This is a genomic window from Pseudomonas sp. B12(2026) (genome assembly GCF_057767015.1).
The window spans coordinates 143,142-163,600 of record NZ_CM173430.1; the positions used below are offsets into that span (position 1 = coordinate 143,142).

At 68.7% G+C, this 20,459-nt stretch carries 16 protein-coding genes; 6 read left to right on the forward strand and 10 right to left on the reverse strand.

Going from position 1 to position 20,459, the window contains the following annotated elements; genetic code table 11:
* Positions 1 to 10 precede the first annotated feature (10 nt).
* From AC3B6A_RS00685 to AC3B6A_RS00705, 5 genes are all read right to left on the reverse strand, one after another.
* Positions 11 to 376, reverse strand: coding sequence for a response regulator (locus tag AC3B6A_RS00685; protein ID WP_488400406.1), 366 nt, complete (start codon positions 374 to 376; stop codon positions 11 to 13).
* A 138-nt stretch (positions 377 to 514) separates the two neighbouring features.
* A complete protein-coding gene (locus tag AC3B6A_RS00690; RefSeq protein WP_488400407.1) occupies positions 515 to 1,702 on the reverse strand; it encodes a methyl-accepting chemotaxis protein in 1,188 nt (395 codons plus the stop codon).
* A gap of 301 nt (positions 1,703 to 2,003) precedes the next feature.
* The gene (locus tag AC3B6A_RS00695; protein WP_488400408.1) at positions 2,004 to 3,362 is read right to left on the reverse strand and encodes an 8-oxoguanine deaminase; all 1,359 of its coding nucleotides are present in this window, start codon (positions 3,360 to 3,362) and stop codon (positions 2,004 to 2,006) included.
* Between the two features lie 152 nt (positions 3,363 to 3,514).
* Complete coding sequence (locus AC3B6A_RS00700; RefSeq protein ID WP_488400409.1) at positions 3,515 to 4,198, reverse strand: SDR family oxidoreductase; 684 nt, start codon at positions 4,196 to 4,198, stop codon at positions 3,515 to 3,517.
* Positions 4,199 to 4,858: 660 nt separating this feature from the next.
* The gene (locus AC3B6A_RS00705; RefSeq protein ID WP_488403745.1) at positions 4,859 to 5,656 is read right to left on the reverse strand and encodes an AraC family transcriptional regulator; all 798 of its coding nucleotides are present in this window, start codon (positions 5,654 to 5,656) and stop codon (positions 4,859 to 4,861) included.
* Positions 5,657 to 5,733: 77 nt separating this feature from the next.
* Here AC3B6A_RS00705 and AC3B6A_RS00710 point away from each other — a divergent pair, with 77 nt between their 5' ends.
* From AC3B6A_RS00710 to AC3B6A_RS00725, 4 genes are all read left to right on the forward strand, one after another.
* Positions 5,734 to 7,350, forward strand: coding sequence for a gamma-glutamyltransferase family protein (locus AC3B6A_RS00710; protein WP_488400410.1), 1,617 nt, complete (start codon positions 5,734 to 5,736; stop codon positions 7,348 to 7,350).
* A gap of 473 nt (positions 7,351 to 7,823) precedes the next feature.
* A complete protein-coding gene (locus tag AC3B6A_RS00715) occupies positions 7,824 to 8,660 on the forward strand; it encodes an outer membrane protein OmpK (protein ID WP_488400411.1) in 837 nt (278 codons plus the stop codon).
* Between the two features lie 137 nt (positions 8,661 to 8,797).
* On the forward strand, positions 8,798 to 9,466 hold the full coding sequence (locus AC3B6A_RS00720) for a TetR/AcrR family transcriptional regulator (protein WP_488400412.1): 669 nt from the start codon (positions 8,798 to 8,800) through the stop codon (positions 9,464 to 9,466).
* On the forward strand, positions 9,463 to 10,053 hold the full coding sequence (locus AC3B6A_RS00725; RefSeq protein ID WP_488400413.1) for an IMPACT family protein: 591 nt from the start codon (positions 9,463 to 9,465) through the stop codon (positions 10,051 to 10,053). Before AC3B6A_RS00720 ends, AC3B6A_RS00725 begins: the two co-directional genes overlap by 4 nt.
* A gap of 472 nt (positions 10,054 to 10,525) precedes the next feature.
* Here AC3B6A_RS00725 and xdhC read toward each other — a convergent pair whose 3' ends face one another.
* Genes xdhC through xdhA form a run of 3 tightly spaced genes read right to left on the reverse strand, consistent with a single transcriptional unit; the run spans position 10,526 to position 15,115 of the window.
* Positions 10,526 to 11,347, reverse strand: a complete 822-nt coding sequence (gene xdhC, locus AC3B6A_RS00730; protein ID WP_488400414.1) for a xanthine dehydrogenase accessory protein XdhC — start codon at positions 11,345 to 11,347, stop codon at positions 10,526 to 10,528.
* Between the two features lie 11 nt (positions 11,348 to 11,358).
* Entirely contained in the window at positions 11,359 to 13,698 is a 2,340-nt protein-coding gene (xdhB, locus tag AC3B6A_RS00735) for a xanthine dehydrogenase molybdopterin binding subunit (protein ID WP_488400415.1), read from the reverse strand.
* Entirely contained in the window at positions 13,691 to 15,115 is a 1,425-nt protein-coding gene (xdhA, locus tag AC3B6A_RS00740) for a xanthine dehydrogenase small subunit (protein WP_488400416.1), read from the reverse strand. The genes xdhB and xdhA overlap by 8 nt, the downstream gene beginning before the upstream one ends.
* Before the next feature lie 398 nt (positions 15,116 to 15,513).
* Here xdhA and ahpC point away from each other — a divergent pair, with 398 nt between their 5' ends.
* Both ahpC and ahpF read left to right on the forward strand, forming a co-directional pair.
* Positions 15,514 to 16,077, forward strand: a complete 564-nt coding sequence (gene ahpC / locus AC3B6A_RS00745) for an alkyl hydroperoxide reductase subunit C (RefSeq protein WP_488400417.1) — start codon at positions 15,514 to 15,516, stop codon at positions 16,075 to 16,077.
* 196 nt (positions 16,078 to 16,273) lie between these two features.
* On the forward strand, positions 16,274 to 17,839 hold the full coding sequence (gene ahpF, locus AC3B6A_RS00750; protein ID WP_488400418.1) for an alkyl hydroperoxide reductase subunit F: 1,566 nt from the start codon (positions 16,274 to 16,276) through the stop codon (positions 17,837 to 17,839).
* 416 nt (positions 17,840 to 18,255) lie between these two features.
* Here ahpF and cls read toward each other — a convergent pair whose 3' ends face one another.
* Both cls and AC3B6A_RS00760 read right to left on the reverse strand, forming a co-directional pair.
* A complete protein-coding gene (gene cls, locus AC3B6A_RS00755) occupies positions 18,256 to 19,689 on the reverse strand; it encodes a cardiolipin synthase (RefSeq protein ID WP_488400419.1) in 1,434 nt (477 codons plus the stop codon).
* Positions 19,690 to 19,860: 171 nt separating this feature from the next.
* On the reverse strand, positions 19,861 to 20,442 hold the full coding sequence (locus tag AC3B6A_RS00760) for an alpha/beta hydrolase (RefSeq protein WP_488403747.1): 582 nt from the start codon (positions 20,440 to 20,442) through the stop codon (positions 19,861 to 19,863).
* Between the last annotated feature and the right edge of the window lie 17 nt (positions 20,443 to 20,459).

Below are 20,459 nucleotides of genomic sequence, written 5' to 3' on the forward strand. Positions count from 1 at the left end.
GGCGGTCCCCCTACGGCAGGACCTTGCGAGTGACTTCCAGCAGCCTGGGCGGGTCGAACGGCTTGACCAGCCAGCCGGTGGCGCCGGCGCTTTTGCCCTGCTGCTTCATGGCGTCGCTGGATTCGGTGGTCAGCATGAGGATCGGCGTGCTGCGGTAGCCGGCCAGGTCGCGCAGGCTGCGGATCAGTGCCAGGCCGTCCATGTTCGGCATGTTCTGGTCGGTGAACACCAGGTGGTAGGTTTTGCGCTGGGCCTTGCCGAGGCCGTCCTTGCCATCCACCGCCTCGTCCACGTCATAGCCGGCGGACTTGAGCGTGAAGCTCAGCATCTGCCGGATCGAGGCCGAGTCGTCGACTATCAGTATCTGCTTTCCCATAGACGCCCTTCTCCTTGGTTCGATGTCGGGGAACTCGCGTAGCCGCTGGCGTCAGCCCGTCAGGGCGAGGTTCGCCAGGTATTCGATGATCGACTGGAACATTTCACTGCCTCCCACGCACCGCGGGGGTGGGTGCGTTCAGAACAGCTCGACGGCGCCCGCGCTGAGGCTGGTCTGGGCGACCGGATTGTTCAGCGGCCGCCCGAGTTCGGCGATTTCCTCGCGCAATCGCTCGCCCCATTCCCGGGGTTCGCGCCCATCCAGCGCGCCGAGGCCCGCGGCCAGCGTGCCCAGGCGGGCGCCGTGGCGGCCGATCTGGCCGAGCAGCTGGCTGCTCATGTCCTGGAACTGCAGGGCGGTGACCGCGGCGTTGACGCCGTCGCCGACTTCCAGGGAGATGCGGTCCAGCTCCTGCACCACCTTGAGGGTGTGCTGGTTCATGGCGTCGAGGTCGTCGAGCATGCCCTGGATCTTCTGGCGCGAGTCGAGGGCGAAGGACATGTCCTTGTCGGCCAGCTGGGCGATGGCGCCCTCGGCGTCCTTGATCTCGCGGTAGACCACGTCGACGTGTTCGCGGATGGCCTGCGAGAAGTGCGTGGAGCGGGTGGACAGCGCGCGCACCTCGTCGGCCACCACGGCGAAGCCGCGGCCGCTCTCGCCGGCGCGGGCGGCCTCGATGGCGGCGTTGAGGGCGAGCAGGTTGGTCTGCTTGGCGATGGCGTCCATGTCCTGGGTGGATTGCAGGATTTCGCTGATCTTGTGCGTGACGCGGTCCATGCGTTCCACCAGTTGCTGCGAGGTGCGGCTGGTTTCCAGGGTCGCCTCGACGAACAGCCCGAGGGTTTCCTGGGTGGCGTGGATGAAGCGCTGGAAGTCGATGTCGTCGTCCAGGTGGCCGCGCCCGTCGTAGCGCTCGATCAGCGAGTGGGACAGGCCGCGCTGGGTGTCGATGCGCTCGGCCAGGCCGTGGAAGCTGTCGGTGAGCTGGCCGATGGCGTGGTGGAGGATGCCGTCGATCTGCCGGGTGTGGCCGTCGAGGCCGGACAGCTGGGTCTGCATGGCGTCCTGCAGCGGGCGCCAGTGCGGCAGCTGCGCGCTGTCCAGGCGCACCTGCTGCGCGCTCGTCTCCACCCGGGCCGGGCCGGCCAGCAGCGCGACCAGCACCAGGCTGCAGAGCCAGCCCAGCGGCAGCAGGATCCACCACGGCACCCCGGCCCAGAACATCCCGGCCACCACCGCCCAGGGCAGCGACTGGATGATCAGGCGTTTCGGCCAGCCCTGGCCGCTGGCCTGATCGACAGGCGAATCGAATCGGTCATCGCGCATGGTGCACTCCGTTGCCGGCGCTGGATCGTGGGCCGCGCGGCTGCTGGGTAGGTCCTAAGCAGTGCTTCGGCCCGGTTTCCTAAAGCTAGAGTGCCAATCGATGATGTCAAATTGACGCTACTTTCTCGGCGGCTGGCGGGGCGCTTGATCTAGACGGGTTCTGGCCTGGGCCGGCGCTGTCCGTACTTCGCATTTGGCGACAGGCGGTAGTCCGCAAGCCCCGGTTGACGGGGGCTGCGGGTGTTTTCCGGAGCGGCGGAGCGAGCCGTTCGTCGGCTGCTCCGCCGAGCCCTGGTCTGCCCTACAGGGTGCCGAGCAGCCTGCGCGCGGCCTGGCTGTGGTCGGCGATCAGGCCCTTGAGGTCGAGCCCCTCGACCTCGCCGTCGATCACCCGCCAGCTGCCGCCGACCATGATCCGGTCGGCCTTGTCGGCGCCGCACAGCAGCAGCGCGGAGAGCGGATCGTGGCTGCCGGAGAAGCGCAGTTCGTCGAGCCTGAACAGCGCGAGGTCGGCCTGCTTGCCCGGCGCCAGTTCGCCGATGTCGCTGCGGCCGATGAGCCGCGCCGAGCCTTTGGTCGCCCAGCCCAGCGCGCGTTCCGGGGTGACCTGCTCGGCGCCGTAGCGCAGGCGCTGGAGGTACAGGGCCTGGCGGGCTTCGAGGATCATGTTGGAGGCGTCGTTGGAGGCCGAGCCGTCGACGCCGAGGCCCACCGGCGCGCCGGCCGCTTCCAGCGCCAGGGTCGGGCAGATGCCCGAGGCCAGGCGCATGTTCGAGCTGGGGCAGTGGCAGACGCCGGTGCCGGCGTCGCCGAGGCGGCGGATTTCCTCGTCGTTGAAGTGGATGCCGTGGGCCAGCCAGGTGCGCGGGCCGAGCCAGCCGACGCTGTCCAGATAGTCCACGGTGCGCTGGCCGAAGCGCTGCAGGCAGAAGTCTTCCTCGTCGAGGGTTTCGGCCAGGTGGGTGTGCAGGCGCACGTCCTCGCGCGCGGCCAGCTCGGCGCTGGCGCGCATGATCTGCGGGGTCACCGAGAAGGGCGAGCAGGGCGCCAGGGCGATCTGCACCCGGGCGCCGTCGCCACGCTGGTGGTAGGCGCGGATCAGCCGCTGGCTGTCGTCGAGGATGGCCTCGGCGCTCTGCACCGTCTGCTGCGGCGGCAGGCCGCCGTCGGCTTCGCCCAGGCTCATCGAGCCACGGGTGAGCATGGCGCGCATGCCCAGCTCGGCGACCACCCCGGCCTGCACGTCGATGGCCTGCTCCAGGCCGTCGGGGAACAGGTAGTGGTGGTCGGCGGCGGTGGTGCAGCCGGAGAGCAGCAGCTCGGCCAGGGCTACCTTGGTCGCTACCGCCAGTTGCTCGGGCGTCAGGCGCGCCCACACCGGGTAGAGGGTCTTCAGCCAGGGGAACAGCGGCTGGTTCACCACCGGCGCCCAGGCGCGGGTGAGGGTCTGGTAGAAGTGGTGGTGGGTGTTGATCAGGCCGGGCGTCAGCACGTGCCGGCTGGCGTCGAAGGTCTGCTGGCAGGACGTGGCGGGCTGTTGGCCGAGGGCGACCAGTTCGACGATGCGGCCGTCCTCCACGACGAGGCCGCCACGGGCGTCGAGGTCGTTGGCGGTGAAGATGGCGAGCGGGTTGCGCAGCCAGAGGCGCGGGGATGACATGGGTGATTCCTCTTCAGGCGCGGAGCCGCTGCCTGAGGCGAGCCGGCTCCCGTGGTTGGGAAGCCAGCTCAGTGTTCACCCTGTCTGCTGATCCAGGTCCGTTGACCCGTGGGTCAGACGTGGGCGCATGGTAACGCCCACGGCGCGGACCGTCACCAGTCGATCGTCGTCCCCAGGTAGTCGAGGTAGTGCTGGCCGCCACGGCCGGCGTGGGCTTCGACCTGATCGGCGAGGCCCTTCACGCTGGTTTCCACGTCCAGCGGCGCCGCTTCGCCGCCCATGTCGGTGCGCACCCAGCCGGGGTGCAGGTTGAGCACGGTGAGGCCGGTTTCGCCCAGCTCGGCGACGAAACTGCGGGTCAGCGAGTTCAGCGCCGCCTTGCTCGCGCGGTACAGCGCCATGCCGCCGGATTCGTTGCCGGCGACGCTGCCAAGCTCCGAGGTCATGAAGGCCAGCACCCCGCGCTCGCCGTCGATGCGCGGCAGCAGACGCTCGGCCAGGCGCAGCGGCGCCACGGCGTTGACCATGAACAGCTGGCCGACGTCGGCGAGGCTGGCGTCGATGGTCGACTGGTGCGCCGGGCCGTAGATGCCGGCGTTGATGTAGACCAGGTCGAAGCGCGAGCCGGCGAGGGTTTCGGCGAGGCGGTCCTGGGAGTGCACGTCGTCGAGCAGCAGCGATTCGACGCGCACCGGCAGCGCGGCCAGCTCGCCGGGGTGGGCGGCGTCGCGCACGGTGGCGGTGACGTCCCAGCCGCGATCGAGCAGCTCGCGCAGCAGGCCCAGGCCGAGGCCGCGCGAGGCGCCGATGATCAGGGCGGATTTCGGGAGGGTCATGGTGGGGCTCCAGCGGGGGATGGGGATTGGGAAGGATAAACCATGGGGGAGCGGGGCCATGGCCATGGCCAGGGCAAGGGCTTTTGCTCTCCCTGTAGGAGCGAGCTTGCTCGCGAACCAGGGCTGATCGCGGACGAAGTCCGCTCCTACGGGGCAGCGCTTTCGTAGGAGCGGAGCTTCTCCGCGATGCTCTTGTTGTTCGGCGTTTCTGCGCCGCTTCGGCGTGTGCTGAGAGATTTTGTTTCGCCCCCTCGGGCGACCTCCTTTGGCAAACGACCCAAAGGAGGCAAAGGTCTCTGCCCCTGCATCCGGGTCCCGCTTCGCGGGACTTCCCTCGCTCCATCGGAGTTTCAGGGGCCCGCGTCGACGGGCCATCCCTGGCCCGACGACGCTCTCGCGGCATCCATGCCGCTCGACCCCTGAAACTCCGATTCCACTCGGCCTCCTGAAGGGGCGCTTCGGTGCGTGCGGAGGTTTCTCTGGAAGTCCAAGAGCTACAGCCAAAGCCAAAGCGGGGCGCTGGCGCTGGCGCTGGCGCTCTCGTAGGAGCGGATCTTATCCGCGATGCTCTTGATCCCGGCTTTGCCGGGATTTCGCGGACAAGGTCCGCTCCTACAAAAAACGCTCAGGTTCCTGCGGGGGTATCCAGTCCCGCCGCCCTCACCGCTGGCGAAACAGCTCCCCCGGGGTGAACCCGAACAGGCCCTTGAACGCGGCAATGTATGCCGAGGTGGAGTCATAGCCGCAGTCCAGCGCGGCGGCGGTGACGCTGTCGCCGGCTTCCAGCGAGCCGAGGGAGGCGAGCAGGCGCTGGCGCTGGCGCCAGAGGCGGAAGGTCATCCCGGTCTCGCGCTGGAACAGCCGCGACAGGGTCTTCTCCGAGGTGCCGATGCGCTGCGCCCAGTCGCCCAGGGTCTGGCTGTCGGTGGGCTGCTCGATCAGCGCCTGGCACAGTTGCAGCAGGCGCGCTTCCTGCGGCATCGGCAGGGAGAAGGCGACTTCCGGCAGGGTGCGCAGCTGGTCCAGCAGCACCGCCACCAGGCGCGATTCGGCGCTGTCGCCCTGGGGATAGTCCACCGGCAGCTCGCAGAAGCTCTTGATCAGCTCGCGCGCCAGCGGCGCCACCTCCAGCACCCGGCAGCGCTCGGGCGCCCACGGGCAGGCGTCCTCGCGGATGTACAGGCTGCGCATCTCGGCCTGGGTCGAGGTCACCACTTCGTGGTCGAGGTAGGCGGGAATCCAGATCGCCCGCTGCGGCGGGGCGAAGAAGCTGCCTTCGGCGGTGTGCACGCCGAGCACGCCGCTGATGGCGTAGGACAGTTGCACCCAGGCGTGGTGGTGGCGACTGGTCCAGGAGCCGGCGCGCAAGCTCTCGGCGCGGGCGTAGACCGGCCGCGGCAGGCGGTCGAGCGCCGGGATCGGGCGTTGCAGTTCGGGAGCTTGTCCTTTCATCGGTATATCTTGGATGCATGTCGATAGCAGGCAGAGTCTGGCAGGGCTACCCTGCCGCCTCAAGCCGCCCCCGGAGGACGCCGATGCTCAGCTTTTCCGCCCAGGAATACCCCTATCCCTCGCAGCGCTCGCTGGTCTTCGGCCGCCGCGGGATGGTCGCCACCTCGCAGCCGCTGGCGGCCCAGGCCGGGCTGGAGATGCTCAGGCGCGGCGGCAACGCCATCGACGCGGCCATCGCCACGGCGGCGGCGCTGACGGTGGTCGAGCCCACCGGCTGCGGCATCGGTGGCGACGCCTTCGCCCTGGTCTGGGTGAAGGGCCGCCTCTACGGTCTGGACGCCAGCGGCCAGGCGCCGCAGACGCTGAGCATCGAGGCGGTGCAGGGCGCCGGGCACGCGAAGATGCCGACGTTCGGCTGGACCCCGGTGACCGTGCCGGGCTGCCCGGCGGCCTGGGCGGAGCTGTCGCGGCGCTTCGGCCGCCTGCCGTTCGCCGAGCTGCTGGCGCCGGCCATCGAGCTGGCGCGCGACGGCTTCCCGGTCTCGCCGGTGATCGCCGGCCTGTGGCAGGGCGGCCTGGACAAGTTCCGCGCGGCGCTGCCGCAGCATCCGGAGCTGCAGGCCTGGTTCGACGAATTCCTCCTCGACGGCCGCGCGCCCTTCGCCGGCGAAATCTTCGCCAACCCGGCCCAGGCCGACACTCTGCAATCCCTCGCCGAAAGCCGGTGCGAAAGCTTCTACCGGGGCGAACTGGCGCGCAGCATCGGCGCCCATGCCGAGCGCGGCGGCGGCTACCTGCGCGCCGACGACCTGGCCGGCTACCAGCCGCAGTGGGTCGAGCCCATCGCGCTGAACTACCGCGGCTACGACGTCTGGGAAATCCCGCCTGCCGGCCAGGGCCTGGTGGCGCTGATGGCGCTGAACATCCTCAAGGGCTTCGACTTCGGCGACCGCGACAGCCCGGAAACCTGGCACCGCCAGCTGGAGGCGATGAAGCTCGCCTACGCCGACGGCCGCGCCTACATCGGCCAGCCGGACGGCATGCGCGTCAGCGTGGCCGAGCTGCTCGACGACGGCTACGCCGCCAGCCGCCGCGCGCTGATCGGCGCGCGGGCGCTGGAGCCGCATCCGGGCAAGCCGAAGGCCGGCGGCACCGTGTACCTGGCCTGCGCCGATGGCGAGGGCAACATGGTCTCGTTCATCCAGAGCAACTACCACGGCTTCGGCTCCGGCGTGGTGGTGCCCGGCACCGGCATCGCCCTGCAGAACCGTGGCGCGGAGTTCAGCCTCGATGCGCAGCATGTGAACTGCCTGCGGCCGGGCAAGAAGACCTTCCACACCATCATCCCCGGCTTCCTCAGCAAGGACGGCGTGGCGCTCGGCCCGTTCGGCGTGATGGGCGCCTACATGCAGCCGCAGGGGCACGTGCAGGTGGTGATGAACCTGGTGGACTTCGGCCTCAACCCCCAGGCCGCCCTCGACGCGCCGCGCTGGCAGTGGCTGGGGGACAAGCGCGTGGGCATCGAGCACGGCGCGCCGCGCAGCCTGGCGGCGGTGCTGACCCGCCGCGGCCACCATGTCGAGGTGGCCCATGACCTGACCAGCTACGGCCGTGGCCAGATCATCCTGCGCGACCCGGTGAGCGGTGTGCTCTGCGGCGGCTCCGAGCCGCGCACCGACGCGCATATCGCCGTCTGGTGACGTAACCGCCCGGCGGTCTGGCACAAACTCCACGTGTGGCGAGTGGCCGCCTCTGGCATCATTCGCGCCCGGAAAAACGCGTGAAGTTTCCCGCAGGGGCTGTGTAGATTTCCTACAGAAAAATTGTATACACAATTTGTGTTGATTCGTTTGAACACAAACGCGTCGTGTATCCAATTTAGCCCCTGCGATCGCCCATGCCGACGCTGGATGAGGCGATGCAGCTGCCCCGGAAACGGACGAAACTGTCTTCCGGGTCAGGAAACCGCCGGTCCAGAGCCGGTCGCCGAGTGCCCGCCGTCCACGCGGAACCCATACAAGAAGCATGGATCGCCCGACGATCCGGCACAGAAGCGGAACGCCTGGCCGGGGCTGGCGCCAATCTTGCTTTTCCAGGGCCAGACCTGAGCGACAGGACAGGTTCCGCTGATAACTAAAAAACGTAATTCGACTGCACTGATTAGGAGCAACGCATGACTCGCACTCTCGCATCCCTGCTGCTCGCCGGCGGGCTGCTGGCGGCCGGCCAGGCCCTGGCCGGCGGTGAAGACCTGACCCCGGGCCCGACCGTCAACGACGGCCCGCTGATCTGGCACAACGAAAGCCTGACCTACCTGTGGGGCAAGAACTTCAAGGTCGACCCGCCGATCCAGCAGACCTTCACCCTCGAGAGCGCGAGCGCCTGGACCTGGGGCGACATCTGGTTCTTCGTCGACCAGATCAACTACAACGGCCAGGAAAGCGCCACCAACGGCAAGAACACCTACTACGGCGAGTTCAGCCCGCGCCTGTCCTTCGGCAAGCTCAGCGGCGCCGACCTGTCCTTCGGCCCGGTCAAGGACGTGCTGCTGGCCAGCACCTACGAATTCGGCGAAAACGATGTCGAGGCTTACCTGCTCGGCCCGGGCTTCGACCTGGCGCTGCCCGGCTTCGACTACTTCCAGCTGAACTTCTACTACCGCAAGCCCGACGGCAACCGCGTGCCGTCCGGCGCCTGGCAGATCACCCCGGCCTGGGCCATCACCTTCCCGGTGGGCAACTCCGACATCCTCTTCGACGGCTTCATGGACTGGGTCGTCAACAACAAGAGCGCCAGCGCCAGCGAGCGTGGCCAGTCGGACTACCACGCCAACCTGCACTTCAACCCGCAGATCAAGTACGACCTGGGCAAGGCCATGGGCTACGAGGCCAAGCACCTGTACGTGGGTATCGAGTACGACTACTGGTCCGACAAGTACGGCATCAAGGACTCCCAGTTCTTCACCACCGACCAGAACACCATGAGCGCACTGGTCAAGTACCACTTCTGACGGCGCGCCGGGCCCCGCCGCGCGGCGGGGCCCGCGTTCCTCCACGGCGCGGAGCCGATTTTTTCCGCCGGGCGCTTGAATCGCCCGCCCCGCCTGGGTTATCCATGCTGCGCCCCCCGCAGACCCGGACCCGCCGCATGACCCTCCAAGTGCCCGCCCATACCGCGCAGAACGGCGAGAAACCCGCCGGCCGCATTCGCCAGAAGAACGAGGAAGCCATCCTCGCCGCCGCCGAAGAGGAATTCGCTCGCCACGGCTTCAAGGGCACCAGCATGAACACCATCGCCCAGCGCGTCGGCCTGCCCAAGGCCAACCTGCATTACTACTTCAGCAACAAGCTGGGGCTGTACATGGCGGTGCTGAGCAACATCCTCGACCTGTGGGACAGCACCTTCAACCACCTCACCGTTGACGACGACCCGGCCACCGCGCTGGCCGCCTACATCCGCGCCAAGATGGAGTTTTCCCGCCGCTGCCCGCAGGCCTCGCGGGTGTTCGCCATGGAAATCATCAGCGGCGGCGAGTGCCTCAACGCGCATTTCAGCCAGGACTACCGCACCTGGTTCGCCGGCCGCGCCGCGGTGTTCCAGGCCTGGATCGACGCCGGCAAGATGGACGCGGTGGACCCGGTGAACCTGATCTTCCTGATCTGGAGCAGCACCCAGCACTACGCCGACTTCGCCACCCAGATCGCCTTCGTCACCGGCCGCAAGCGCATGTCCCGGCAGGACTTCGGCGACGCCGGCGACAACCTCATCCGCATCATCCTCAAGGGCTGCGGGCTGACGCCGCCGGCCACGGCATGAGTTTCACCCTCGCCGCGCCCGCCTCCTACCAGGAAGAAATCCGCAAGAGCCGCTTCCACTGCGTCGCCGCGCCCATCGTCAGCGAAGCCGAGGCCCAGGCCTTCCTCGCCGCGCACCGCGACGCCAGCGCCGGGCACAACTGCTGGGCCTGGAAGCTGGGCAACCAGTACCGCTTCAGCGACGACGGCGAGCCCGGCGGCACCGCCGGCCGGCCGATGCTGGTGGCCATCGAGGGGCAGGACATGGACCGCGTGGCGGTGCTGGTCAGCCGCTGGTTCGGCGGCATCAAGCTCGGCACCGGCGGCCTGGCCCGCGCCTACGGCGGCTGCGCGGCGAAATGCCTGCAGGACGCGCCGCGCGTGGAGCTGGTGCCCAGCAGCCGGCTGGCCTTCGACTGCGGCTTCGCCGAGCACGCGCTGTTCAAGGCACGGTTGCTGGCCCTGGGCGCCAGCATCGAGGACGAAACCTACGGCGCCAGCGGCGTGCGCCTGACGCTGAACCTGCCCAGCGCCCAGGTGGCCGCCCTGCAACGGCTGCTCGGCGACCTCAGCCGCGGCCGCATCCAGGCCGAAGCGCTGGACGACTGATTCTTCTCCCCAATCGCCGTGGAACCGCTTGTGGATAACCTGTGGTCCGAAGCCTCCCGCGCCGATGTTGCGTGGCCTCGGCTGGTCTGCTCAATTTTTGACCAATTGCGCCGGAAAGTGCTGGACGATATTTGAACAAGCTGTGGAAAAGCTGTTGGCAACTTTCGCGCTATTTCTTTGGTGATAGGCGCCGGAGGATCATTCAGCAAACTTATGCAAGGCCCGCCGTCACTGGCTTCTGGCGTTTTCTACGGGTGCGGCGGGAGCGGTGGAGAACCCGGTGTAAAATCTCTGGACAATCTGTGGGTAGTCTGTGAGCAATCCGCCCGCGACCGGCCTCGCGCCGGGGCGCTGATCGACCACTCCGGCGCGCCGCCCGCCGCAATGCGTCGGACGAGAGGCGCCGCCAGCCTGTTGATAACTTTGGGGAAAAAGCGTCGGTGGCGGGAGCCGAGGGGCGCTGGCCGGTCGGTCAGCTTTTCGTCGCCTCGCTGCACAGCGCCGCCCAGTCGACTCCTTCGCGCGTCTGGCGCGGCGGCGCGTCCTGCTGATAGCGGGCGATGACCTGGGCGGCGATGGAAATCGCCACCTCCAGCGGCCGCTTGCCGGGCACTTCGGCGAGGCCGATGGGGCAGTGCAACTGCGCGATCGCTTCCGGCGCATAACCGCGCTGTTCCAGGCGCATGCGGAAGCGCTGGGCCTTGGTGCGCGAGCCGATCATGCCGAGGAAGCCGGCATCGCCGCGCTTGAGCACGGCTTCGGCGAGGGCGTAGTCGAGCGGATGGTTGTGGGTCATGACCAGGAAATAGCTGCCCGGCGGCGCCTCGTTCACCGCGTCTTCCGGCTCGTCGAGCAGGCGGACCCGCACTCCCTCGGGCGCCTGCGCGGGGAATTCCGCCGCGCGGCTGTCGATCCACTGCAGGCGCAGCGGCAGGCCGGCGAGCAGCGGCGCCAGCGCCCGGCCGATATGCCCGGCGCCGAACAGCAGCACCTGCGGCCCGCGCGCGGCGAAGCACTCGAACAGCAGGCTGGCGCGCCCGCCGCAGCACTGGCCCAGGCGCGGGCCGAGGGGGAAGTGTTCCAGCGCCTGGGTATCGCGGCCGGCCAGCAGCAACTGGCGCGCGTGCTCGATGGCGGCGAACTCCAGGTGGCCGCCGCCGATGCTGTCCGCCGTGGCCTCGGCGGTGACCAGCATCTTGCTGCCGGACTCGCGCGGGGTGGAGCCCTGCACGCCGATCACGGTGACCAGCACATAGGCTTGCGCGCTGTCGCGCAGGCGGGCGATGGCGTCCATCCAGGTCTGGGTTATGGGTGTGTCTCCTTGCGCAGCGCCTCGCAGGCCCACAACACCCGCTCCGGCGTCGCCGGCGTATCCAGCTCCGGGCTCAGCCGGTAGTCCGCCAGGCTGGCGATGGCGTCGCGCAGCGCCGACCACACCGAGATCGCCAGCATCAGCGGCGGCTCGCCCACCGCCTTGGACAGGTAGATGCAGTCCTCCTCGTTGGGCCGGTCGAACAGCGCCACGCGAAAATCCTCGGGCACATCGCCGGCCGCCGGAATCTTGTAGGTCGCAGGTCCCACCGTGAGCAGCCTGCCCGCGTCGTCCCAGCGCAGCTCCTCGGTGGTCAGCCAGCCCATGCCCTGGACGAAGCCGCCCTCGATCTGGCCGATGTCGATGGCCGGGTTCACGCTGCGGCCGACGTCATGCAGGATGTCCACCCGCCGCACGCGGTACTCGCCGGTCAGCGTGTCGACTTCCACCTCGGACACCGCCGCGCCGTAGGCGAAGTAGAAGAACGGGTGGCCCTGGCCCTTCTCGCGGTCGTAGAAGATCTTCGGCGTGCGGTAGAAGCCGGTGGCGGAAAGCTGGATGCGCGCGAGGTAGGCCGCCTGGATGACCTCGGCGAAACCCAGCCGCCGGTCGCCGACCGTCACGCCGCCGTGTTCGAAGCGCACCTCCTGCGGCTTCAGGCCGTCGCGCTCGGCGAGGAATTCCGCCAGGCGCTTCTTCAGCGTGCGCGCCGCGTCGCGGGCGGCCATGCCGTTCAGGTCGGTGCCGCTGGAGGCGGCGGTGGGCGAGGTGTTGGGCACCTTGTCGGTGCGCGTGGCGGTGATGCTCACCTGCGCCAGCGGCACCTGGAATTCCTCGGCGACGATCTGCGCGACCTTGGTGTTGAGCCCCTGGCCCATTTCGGTGCCGCCGTGGTTCAGCTGGATGCTGCCGTCGGTGTAGAGGTGGATCAGCGCGCCGGCCTGGTTGAGGTGCTGGGCGGTGAAGGAGATGCCGAACTTCACCGGGGTCAGCGCCAGGCCCTTCTTCAGCACCGGGCTGTTCGCGTTGAAATCACGGATTGCCGAGCGCCGCGCGGCGTAGTCGCTGCTCTGCTCCAGCCGCGCGATCAGCTCGCCCAGCAGGTTGTGCTCGACCTTCTGGTGGTAGGGCGTCAGCTCGCGTCCCATTCCTCCGTAGAGATTGAGTTTGCGCACTTCGAGCGGGTCCTTGCCCACCGCGCGGGCGATGTCGTCCATGGCGCGCTCGATGAGCATCATCCCCTGCGGCCCGCCGAAGCCGCGGAAGGCGGTGTTCGAGACGATGTTGGTGAAGCTGCGGTAGCCGGAGATGGCCACGTCGGGGATGAAGTAGGCGTTGTCGGCGTGGAACATCGCGCGGTCGACGATGGCGTCGGAGAGGTCCGGCGAATGGCCGCAGTCGCCGGTCACTTCCAGCTGCGCGGCGAGCAGCCGGCCGTCGTCGTCGAAGCCGATGCGGTAGCGGTTGTGGAAGGGGTGGCGCTTGCCGGTCAGGCGCATGTCGTCGGCGCGCGGCAGGCGCAGCTTCACCGCGCGGCCGGTCATGCGCGCCAGCAGCGCGGCGAGGCAGGCGAAGGGCGCGGCCTGGGTCTCCTTGCCGCCGAAGCCGCCGCCCATGCGGCGCACTTCCACCGTGACCTTGGCCAGCGGGATCGCCAGCACCTCGGCCACCAGCTTCTGCACCTCGCTGGGGTGCTGGCTGGAGGTGTGCAGCAGCATGCCGCCGTCGTCGCCGGGCAGCGCCATCGAGACTTGGCCTTCGAGGTAGAAATGCTCCTGGCCGCCGACGTATTGGCGGGCTTCCAGCACATGCGGCGCGCCGGCCAGCGCGGCCTCGGCATCGCCCCGGCGCATGTGGTGCGGCGGGCGCACGAAGCGCTCCTCGGCCCGGGCCCGGAGCGGGTCGAGCAGCGGGGCTTCCGCCGCGTATTCGACCTTCGCCAGGCGCGCCGCGCGGCGCGCCTGTAGCTGGGTTTCGGCGGCCACGGCGAACAGCGCCTGGCCGTGGTGCTTCACCCGCGCGCCGGCCAGCAGCGGGTCGCCGGGGAATACCGAGCCGATATCGGTCAGGCCGGGCACGTCGTCCAGGGTCAGCACCACCACCACGCCGGGGGCGGCGCGCACGGCGTCGAGGTCGAGGGAATGCACGGCGCCGCAGGCGATTTCCGTCAGGCCGACGGCGGCGTGCAGCAGGTCGCGCGGTTCCTTGAGATCGTCCACGTAGCGCGCCGCGCCGCTCACGTGCAGCGCCGCGCTGTCGTGTTCGCGGGCCTGTCCCGCGCTGTGCGCGGCGACCGTCACGCCATTGCCGGCCAGCGGCGGCAGACTACGCATGGCGCACCTCCGCAGGGCTCTGGGTCCATTCCAGTAGTGCGCGCAGCAGCAGGTTCTGCGCCACCTTCAGGCGATAGGCGGCGCTGGCGCGCAGGTCATCGATGGGCTGGAAATCCTCGGCGATCGCGGCCTGCGCGGCGGCGACCGCGGCGGCGTCGAAGGGCCTGCCGCGCAGGGCCGCTTCACTGCGCGCACCGCGCAGCGGCGTGGCGGCCATGCCGCCGCAGGCCAGGCGCGCGTCGGTGACGCTGCCGGCCGCGTCGAGGTCCAGGCGCAGGGCCATGCAGACGGCGGAGATGTCGTCGTCGCGGCGCTTGGAAACCTTGTCGACGCGGAAGCGCTGGCCGGGGCGCAGGCGCGGAACCAGCACCGCCTCGATGTACTCGCCGGGTTGCAGGATGGTCCTGCGGTAGCCGCTGAAGAAGCCGTCGATGGCCACTTCGCGCACGCTGCCGGCGCGCCGCAGGCGCAGCCGCGCATCCAGCGCCAGCAGCACCGGCGGCATGTCGCCGATGGGCGAGGCGTTGGCGATATTGCCGCCGAGGCTGCCGCGCTGGCGGATCTGCAGGGAGCCGAGGCGCTCCAGCAGGGCGGCGACGCCGGGGAATTCGTCCAGCGCTTCGAGGCAGTCGGCATAGGGGCGGGCGGCGCCGATCAGCAGGTGCTCGGCGTGGGTTTCCAGGCGCTGGAGCTCGGCCACGCGGTCGAGGTGGATCAGCGCCGGGAAGGTTTGCAGGTTCTGCGTCGCCTCCAGCGCCAGGTCGGTGCCGCCGGCGATCAGCCGCGCCTGGGGCTGGCGTTGCAGCAGCTCGTCCAGCGCATCCAGCGAGGTCGGCAGCCAGGCTTGCTGGTCGCCCTCCCGCAGCGTGCCGGTGGCGGGCAGCTCGCGCAGGCGGGCGAGGGTCAGCGCGGCATTCCGGGCGAAGCGGTCGGCGCAGGGCTGCGCGGCGATCCGTGCGGCGGCGTCGAGGATCGGCCGGTAGCCGGTGCAGCGGCACAGGTTGCCGGACAGAGCAGTCAGCGCCGTCGCGCGGTCATGCGGCGGCGGCGAGTGCCGCCAGGCGAACAGCGACATGACGATCCCCGGCGTGCAGAAGCCGCATTGCGAGCCGTGGCAGTCCACCATCGCCTGCTGCACCGGATGCAGCACGCCGCCTTCGGCCAGGTGCTCGACGGTCAGCACCTGGCGCCCGTGCACCGCGCCGAGCAGGGTGATGCAGGCGTTCACTGCACGGTAGCGCAGCGATTCGCCGTCGGGTTCGACCAGCACCACCGTGCAGGCGCCGCAATCGCCGGAGGCGCAGCCCTCCTTGGTGCCGCTGCGGGCCAGCTGGCTGCGCAGGTAGTCGAGCAGGCTGGTCTGCGGCGCCGCGCCGTCGGCCCGGACCAGCTCGTCGCCCAGCAGGAACTGGATCATGGGGATACCTCGTCGTCGGGCTGTCCACAGGATCGATCGGGGCCCGCACGGACAAAGCGGCGAGCCTCAAGGCAAGCATAGGCGCGTGGGATTTTTTGACCAGACAGCCAGGAATTGCGACGAATGGCAGAGGAGGGTTGCGGCAGGCCTGGCGCGGTATCCGCGCGGCGACAGAGGCGGGTGCGAGGGCTCTGCAGTGCGCCTGCGCAGACAGGACGCGCAGGCTGGTTTCGATAGGAAACTTCTTCCTTTTATATATCCATTGATAGAGAGGCTCAATTTGGTTCATGGCCTAAATCAATGGGTCTTTCCTGTCATCAGGCGATAATCTTCTCCCTGTCGAATTCCTGACGATCGACCACTCGATTAAACGACAACTCTCTACGAGGAATTGCCTAATGAACCTGATCAACACCCAAGTTCAACCGTTCAAGGTCAACGCTTTCCATAACGGCAAGTTCATCGAAGTCACCGAAGAGTCCCTCAAGGGCCACTGGTCGGTCCTGATCTTCATGCCGGCAGCCTTCACCTTCAACTGCCCGACCGAGATCGAAGACGCGGCCAACAACTACTCCGCCTTCCGTGACGCCGGTACCGAGGTCTACATCGTTACCACCGACACCCACTTCTCCCACAAGGTCTGGCACGAAACCTCCCCGGCCGTGGGCAAGGCCCAGTTCCCGCTGATCGGCGACCCGACCCACCAGTTGACCAACGCCTTCGGCGTGCACATTCCGGAAGAAGGCCTGGCCCTGCGCGGCACCTTCGTGATCAACCCGGAAGGCATCATCAAGACCGTCGAAATCCACTCCAACGAGATCGCGCGTGACGTCGGCGAGACCCTGCGCAAGCTGAAGGCTGCCCAGTACACCGCCGCTCACCCGGGCGAAGTCTGCCCGGCCAAGTGGAAAGAAGGCGAGAAGACCCTGGCTCCGTCCCTGGACCTGGTCGGCAAGATCTAAGAACGGCCGGGAAGCTGTTGCGCAGCGGCAAGCGCTGCGCAACACCGGGCACTCGCCCACGACGCTTCCCGATCCGTTTTACGCAATACCCGAGGATGCCTACCGGCATTCTCCCTACCAAAGCCAAAAGCGTGCGTAGGGCGAGTCCCTGGACTTGCCGGGGACTCCTTTTGCTCGAATTCCGAGGATTTGAATCATGTTGGACGCCACTCTTAAAACCCAGTTGAAGGCCTACCTGGAGAAGGTCCAGCAGCCGTTCGAGATCGTCGCGTCCCTCGATGACAGCGACAAATCCCGCGAACTGAGCGAGCTGCTGCACGAAATCGTCGGTCTGACCGACAAGATCACCCTGCGTGAAGATGGCCGCGACGAGCGCAAGCCGTCCTTCTCGCTGAACCGCCCGGGGGCGAACATCGGCCTGGCGTTCGCCGGCATCCCCATGGGCCACGAATTCACCTCCCTGGTGCTGGCGCTGCTGCAGGTCGGCGGCCACCCGTCCAAGCTCGACGCCGACGTGATCGAGCAGATCAAGGGCATCCAGGGTTCGTTCGAGTTCGAAACCTACTTCTCGCTGTCCTGCCAGAACTGCCCGGACGTGGTGCAGGCGCTGAACCTGATGGCCGTGCTCAACCCGAACATCCGCCACGTCGCCATCGACGGCGCGCTGTTCCAGGAAGAAGTCGAGCGTCGCCAGGTGATGGCGGTACCGAGCATCTACCTCAACGGCGAAGTGTTCGGCCAGGGCCGCATGGGCGTGGAGGAAATCCTCGCCAAGATCGACACCGGCGCCGCCGCCCGCGAAGCCGAGAAGCTGTCGACCCGGGAAGCCTTCGACGTGCTGGTCGTCGGCGGTGGCCCGGCCGGCGCCGCGGCGGCGATCTACGCCGCCCGCAAAGGCATCCGCACCGGCGTTGCGGCCGAGCGTTTCGGCGGCCAGGTGCTGGACACCATGGCCATCGAGAACTTCATCTCGGTCACCGAGACCGAAGGCCCGAAACTGGCCCGCGCGCTGGAAGAACACGTCCGCCACTACGAGGTGGACATCATGAACCTGCAGCGCGCCAGCGCGCTGATCCCGGCGAAAACTGCCGGCGAGCTGCACGAAGTACGGTTCGAGGGCGGCGGCAGCCTCAAGGCCAGGTCCGTGATCCTCGCCACCGGCGCCCGCTGGCGTGAAATGGGCGTGCCGGGCGAGAAGGAATACAAGGCCAAGGGCGTGTGCTTCTGCCCGCACTGCGACGGCCCGCTGTTCAAGGGCAAGCGCGTGGCGGTGATCGGCGGCGGCAACTCCGGCGTCGAGGCGGCCATCGACCTGGCCGGCATCGTCAGCCACGTGACCCTGCTGGAGTTCGACAGCAAGCTGCGCGCCGACGCCGTGCTGCAACGCAAGCTGTTCAGCCTGCCGAACGTGGAAGTCATCACCAGCGCGCTGACCAGCGAAGTGAAGGGCGACGGCCAGAAGGTCACCGGCCTGGTCTACAAGGACCGCAACTCGGAAGAGTTCAAGTCCGTCGACCTGGAAGGCATCTTCGTGCAGATCGGCCTGCTGCCCAACAGCGAGTGGCTGAAAGGCACCCTCGAACTGACCCCGCGTGGCGAGATCATCGTCGATGCGCGCGGCGAGACTTCGCTGCCGGGCATCTTCGCCGCCGGTGACGTGACCACGGTGCCGTACAAGCAGATCGTCATCGCGGTCGGCGAAGGCGCCAAGGCGTCGCTCTCCGCCTTCGACCACCTGATCCGCACCTCCGCACCGGCCTGACGGCCCCGCGCTGGAAAAAGAAAACGCCCGGCTCACGCGAGTGAGCCGGGCGTTTTTCGTTGTGGGGGGACCGCAGGATGGCGTGGAGCGAAGCGATACCCATCGATTCCGCTTCAGGCATTGCTGATGGGTATCGCAGGCTCCACCCATCCTACGGATTCACGTGAGTGAGCCGGGCGTTTTCCGTTGTGTGGAAGAGCGTTCGCGAGCAAGCCCGCTCCTGCGGCGTCGTAGGATGGCGTGGAGCGAAGCGATACCCATCGATTCCGCTTCAGGCATCGCTGATGGGTATCGCAGGCTCCACCCATCCTACGGATTCACGTGGGTGAGCCGGGCGTTTTCGTTTGTGCGCAAGAGCGAATGCGCCGCCGCCCTGTAGGAGCGAGCTTGCTCGCGAACATCGCCGCTCCGGAATCTCAGAGAATCGGCGACACCAGCCGCGCCACCCGCATGCCCAGCTGCTGCAGCCGATGCACGCGCCTGCGGTCGTCCACGGTCATCTCCACCGACTGGGCGAAGTCTTCCTCCAGCATGTTCTCCACCTCGCGGGCGAAGCCTTCGTCGACGGTCACCACCATGATCTCGAAGTTCAGCCGGAACGAGCGGTTGTCCAGGTTGGCGCTGCCCACCGCCGCGCTGTAGCGGTCGATCAGCACCACCTTCTGGTGCAGGAACCCGGGCTGGTAGCGGAAGATCCGCACGCCGGCGCGCACGGCCTCCAGCGCGTACAGGCTGGAGGCGGCGTACACCGTGCGGTGGTCGGGGCGCGACGGCAGCAGGATGCGCACGTCCACCCCGCGCAGCACCGCCAGGCGCAGCGCGGCGGCCACCGCCTCGTCGGGCACGAAGTACGGCGTGGTGATCCAGATGCGCTCCACCGCCGCGTTGATCGCCTCGACGAAGAACAGCGAGCAGGTTTCCTGGGTATCCGCCGGGCCGCTGGGCACCACCTGGCAGAGCATCCCCGAGTCTTCGTAGGCCTTGGGCAGGATCAGCGTCGGCAGCGTGTGGCTGGCCCAGTACCAGTCCTCGGCGAAGCATTCCTGCAGGCAGGCCACCGCCGGGCCGCGCAGTTCGATGTGGGTGTCGCGCCAGGGCGCCAGCGGCGGCTTCTCGCCAAGGTATTCGACGCCGACGTTGTGCCCGCCGACGAAGCCGCGCGCACCGTCGACCACCACGATCTTGCGGTGGTTGCGGAAGTTCACCTGGAAGCGGTTGATCATCCCGCTGCCGGTGCTGAAGGCGTGCACCTGCACGCCGCCGCGGCGCAGGCGCTCGATGTAGCGGCCGGGCAGGGCGTGGCTGCCGATGCCGTCGTAGAGCAGGAAGACGTCCACGCCGTTGGCCGCGCGCTCCAGCAACAGGTCGGCCAGGCGCTGGCCGAGGGCGTCGTCGCGGATGATGAAGAACTGCACCAGCACGGCCTGCTTCGCGGCGCCGATGGCTTCGAACATCGCATCGAAGGAGGCCTTGCCGTTGACCAGCAGGCGCACCTGGTTGTTCGCCAGGGTCGGCATGTGCGCCAGCCCGACCATCGCCTTGAGCCCCTTGTAGCCGTCGTACTGGCGCGCGGCCAGGGCTTCCTCGACCCAGGGCCGCCAGTCCAGCTCGGCGGCGGCCACGTGCATCTCCTCGTTGGCCAGGCGGCGCGCGCCGATGTAGGCGTCGAAGCGGCTGCGGCCCAGCACCAGGTAGGGCAGCAGGGTCAGCAGCGGCATGAATACCAGCGAAGTGGCCCAGGCGATGGCGCCCTGGGCAGTGCGCACGGTGAGCACGGCGTGTACCGCGGCGATGATGCCCAGTAGCTGGATCAGCACCAGGAAGTGGGTGATGTAGGCGGAAAACTGCATGGGCGCGCGATCGAATCCGTGTGGTCGGCGGGTGCCCTGAGCTTAGCCGGTACGCGGCGACTGCGGCCAATGCGGCACGGGGACGCGCCGGCGCGAGCGGTTCGGGCCGGCGGTGCGGGCATGGCGGCCGCCGGCGGGCGGCGCCTTGCGCTGGTCGAATCGGCCGCGCCGTCAGGCGCGTTGGCGCGCCTGCTGGTCGGCCAGGTACTGCAGGCGGTACAGGTGACGGTAGCCGGTTTCCCAGGCGCCGTGGCCGGACTTCACGTTGATGTGCCCGGCACCGGGCAGGATCACCGTCTCCGCGCCCCAGGCGCGGCCCAGGGCGAGTGCGCGCTGCGGGCTGCACGCGGCGTCGTTGTCCGAACCCACCAGCAGCGCCGGGAAGGGCAGCGCCCGGGTGGGGATCGGCGCGAAGTTGCGCAGGGCGTCGTGGCAGGTCTCCCGCTCCACGTCCGCCGGCGCCACCAGCAGCGCGCCGGAGACCTGGGCCAGCACGCGGCGCTCCGCGCTGGCGGCCCAGGCGGCGACGGTGACGCAGCCCAGGCTGTGGGCGATCAGCACCACGCGGCCCGGCTCGCGGCGGATCGCGCGGTCCAGCTCGGCGACCCAGTCGGCGCGCTGCGGGGTGATCCAGTCACGCTGCTCGACCCGCGCGGCATTGGGCAGGGCGCGCTGCCAGTGGCTCTGCCAATGGGCGTCGTCGGACCCGTGCCAGCCCGGCACGATCAGGTAGCGGATGCGTTGGTTGCCCATGGAGCGGCCCTCTCGAA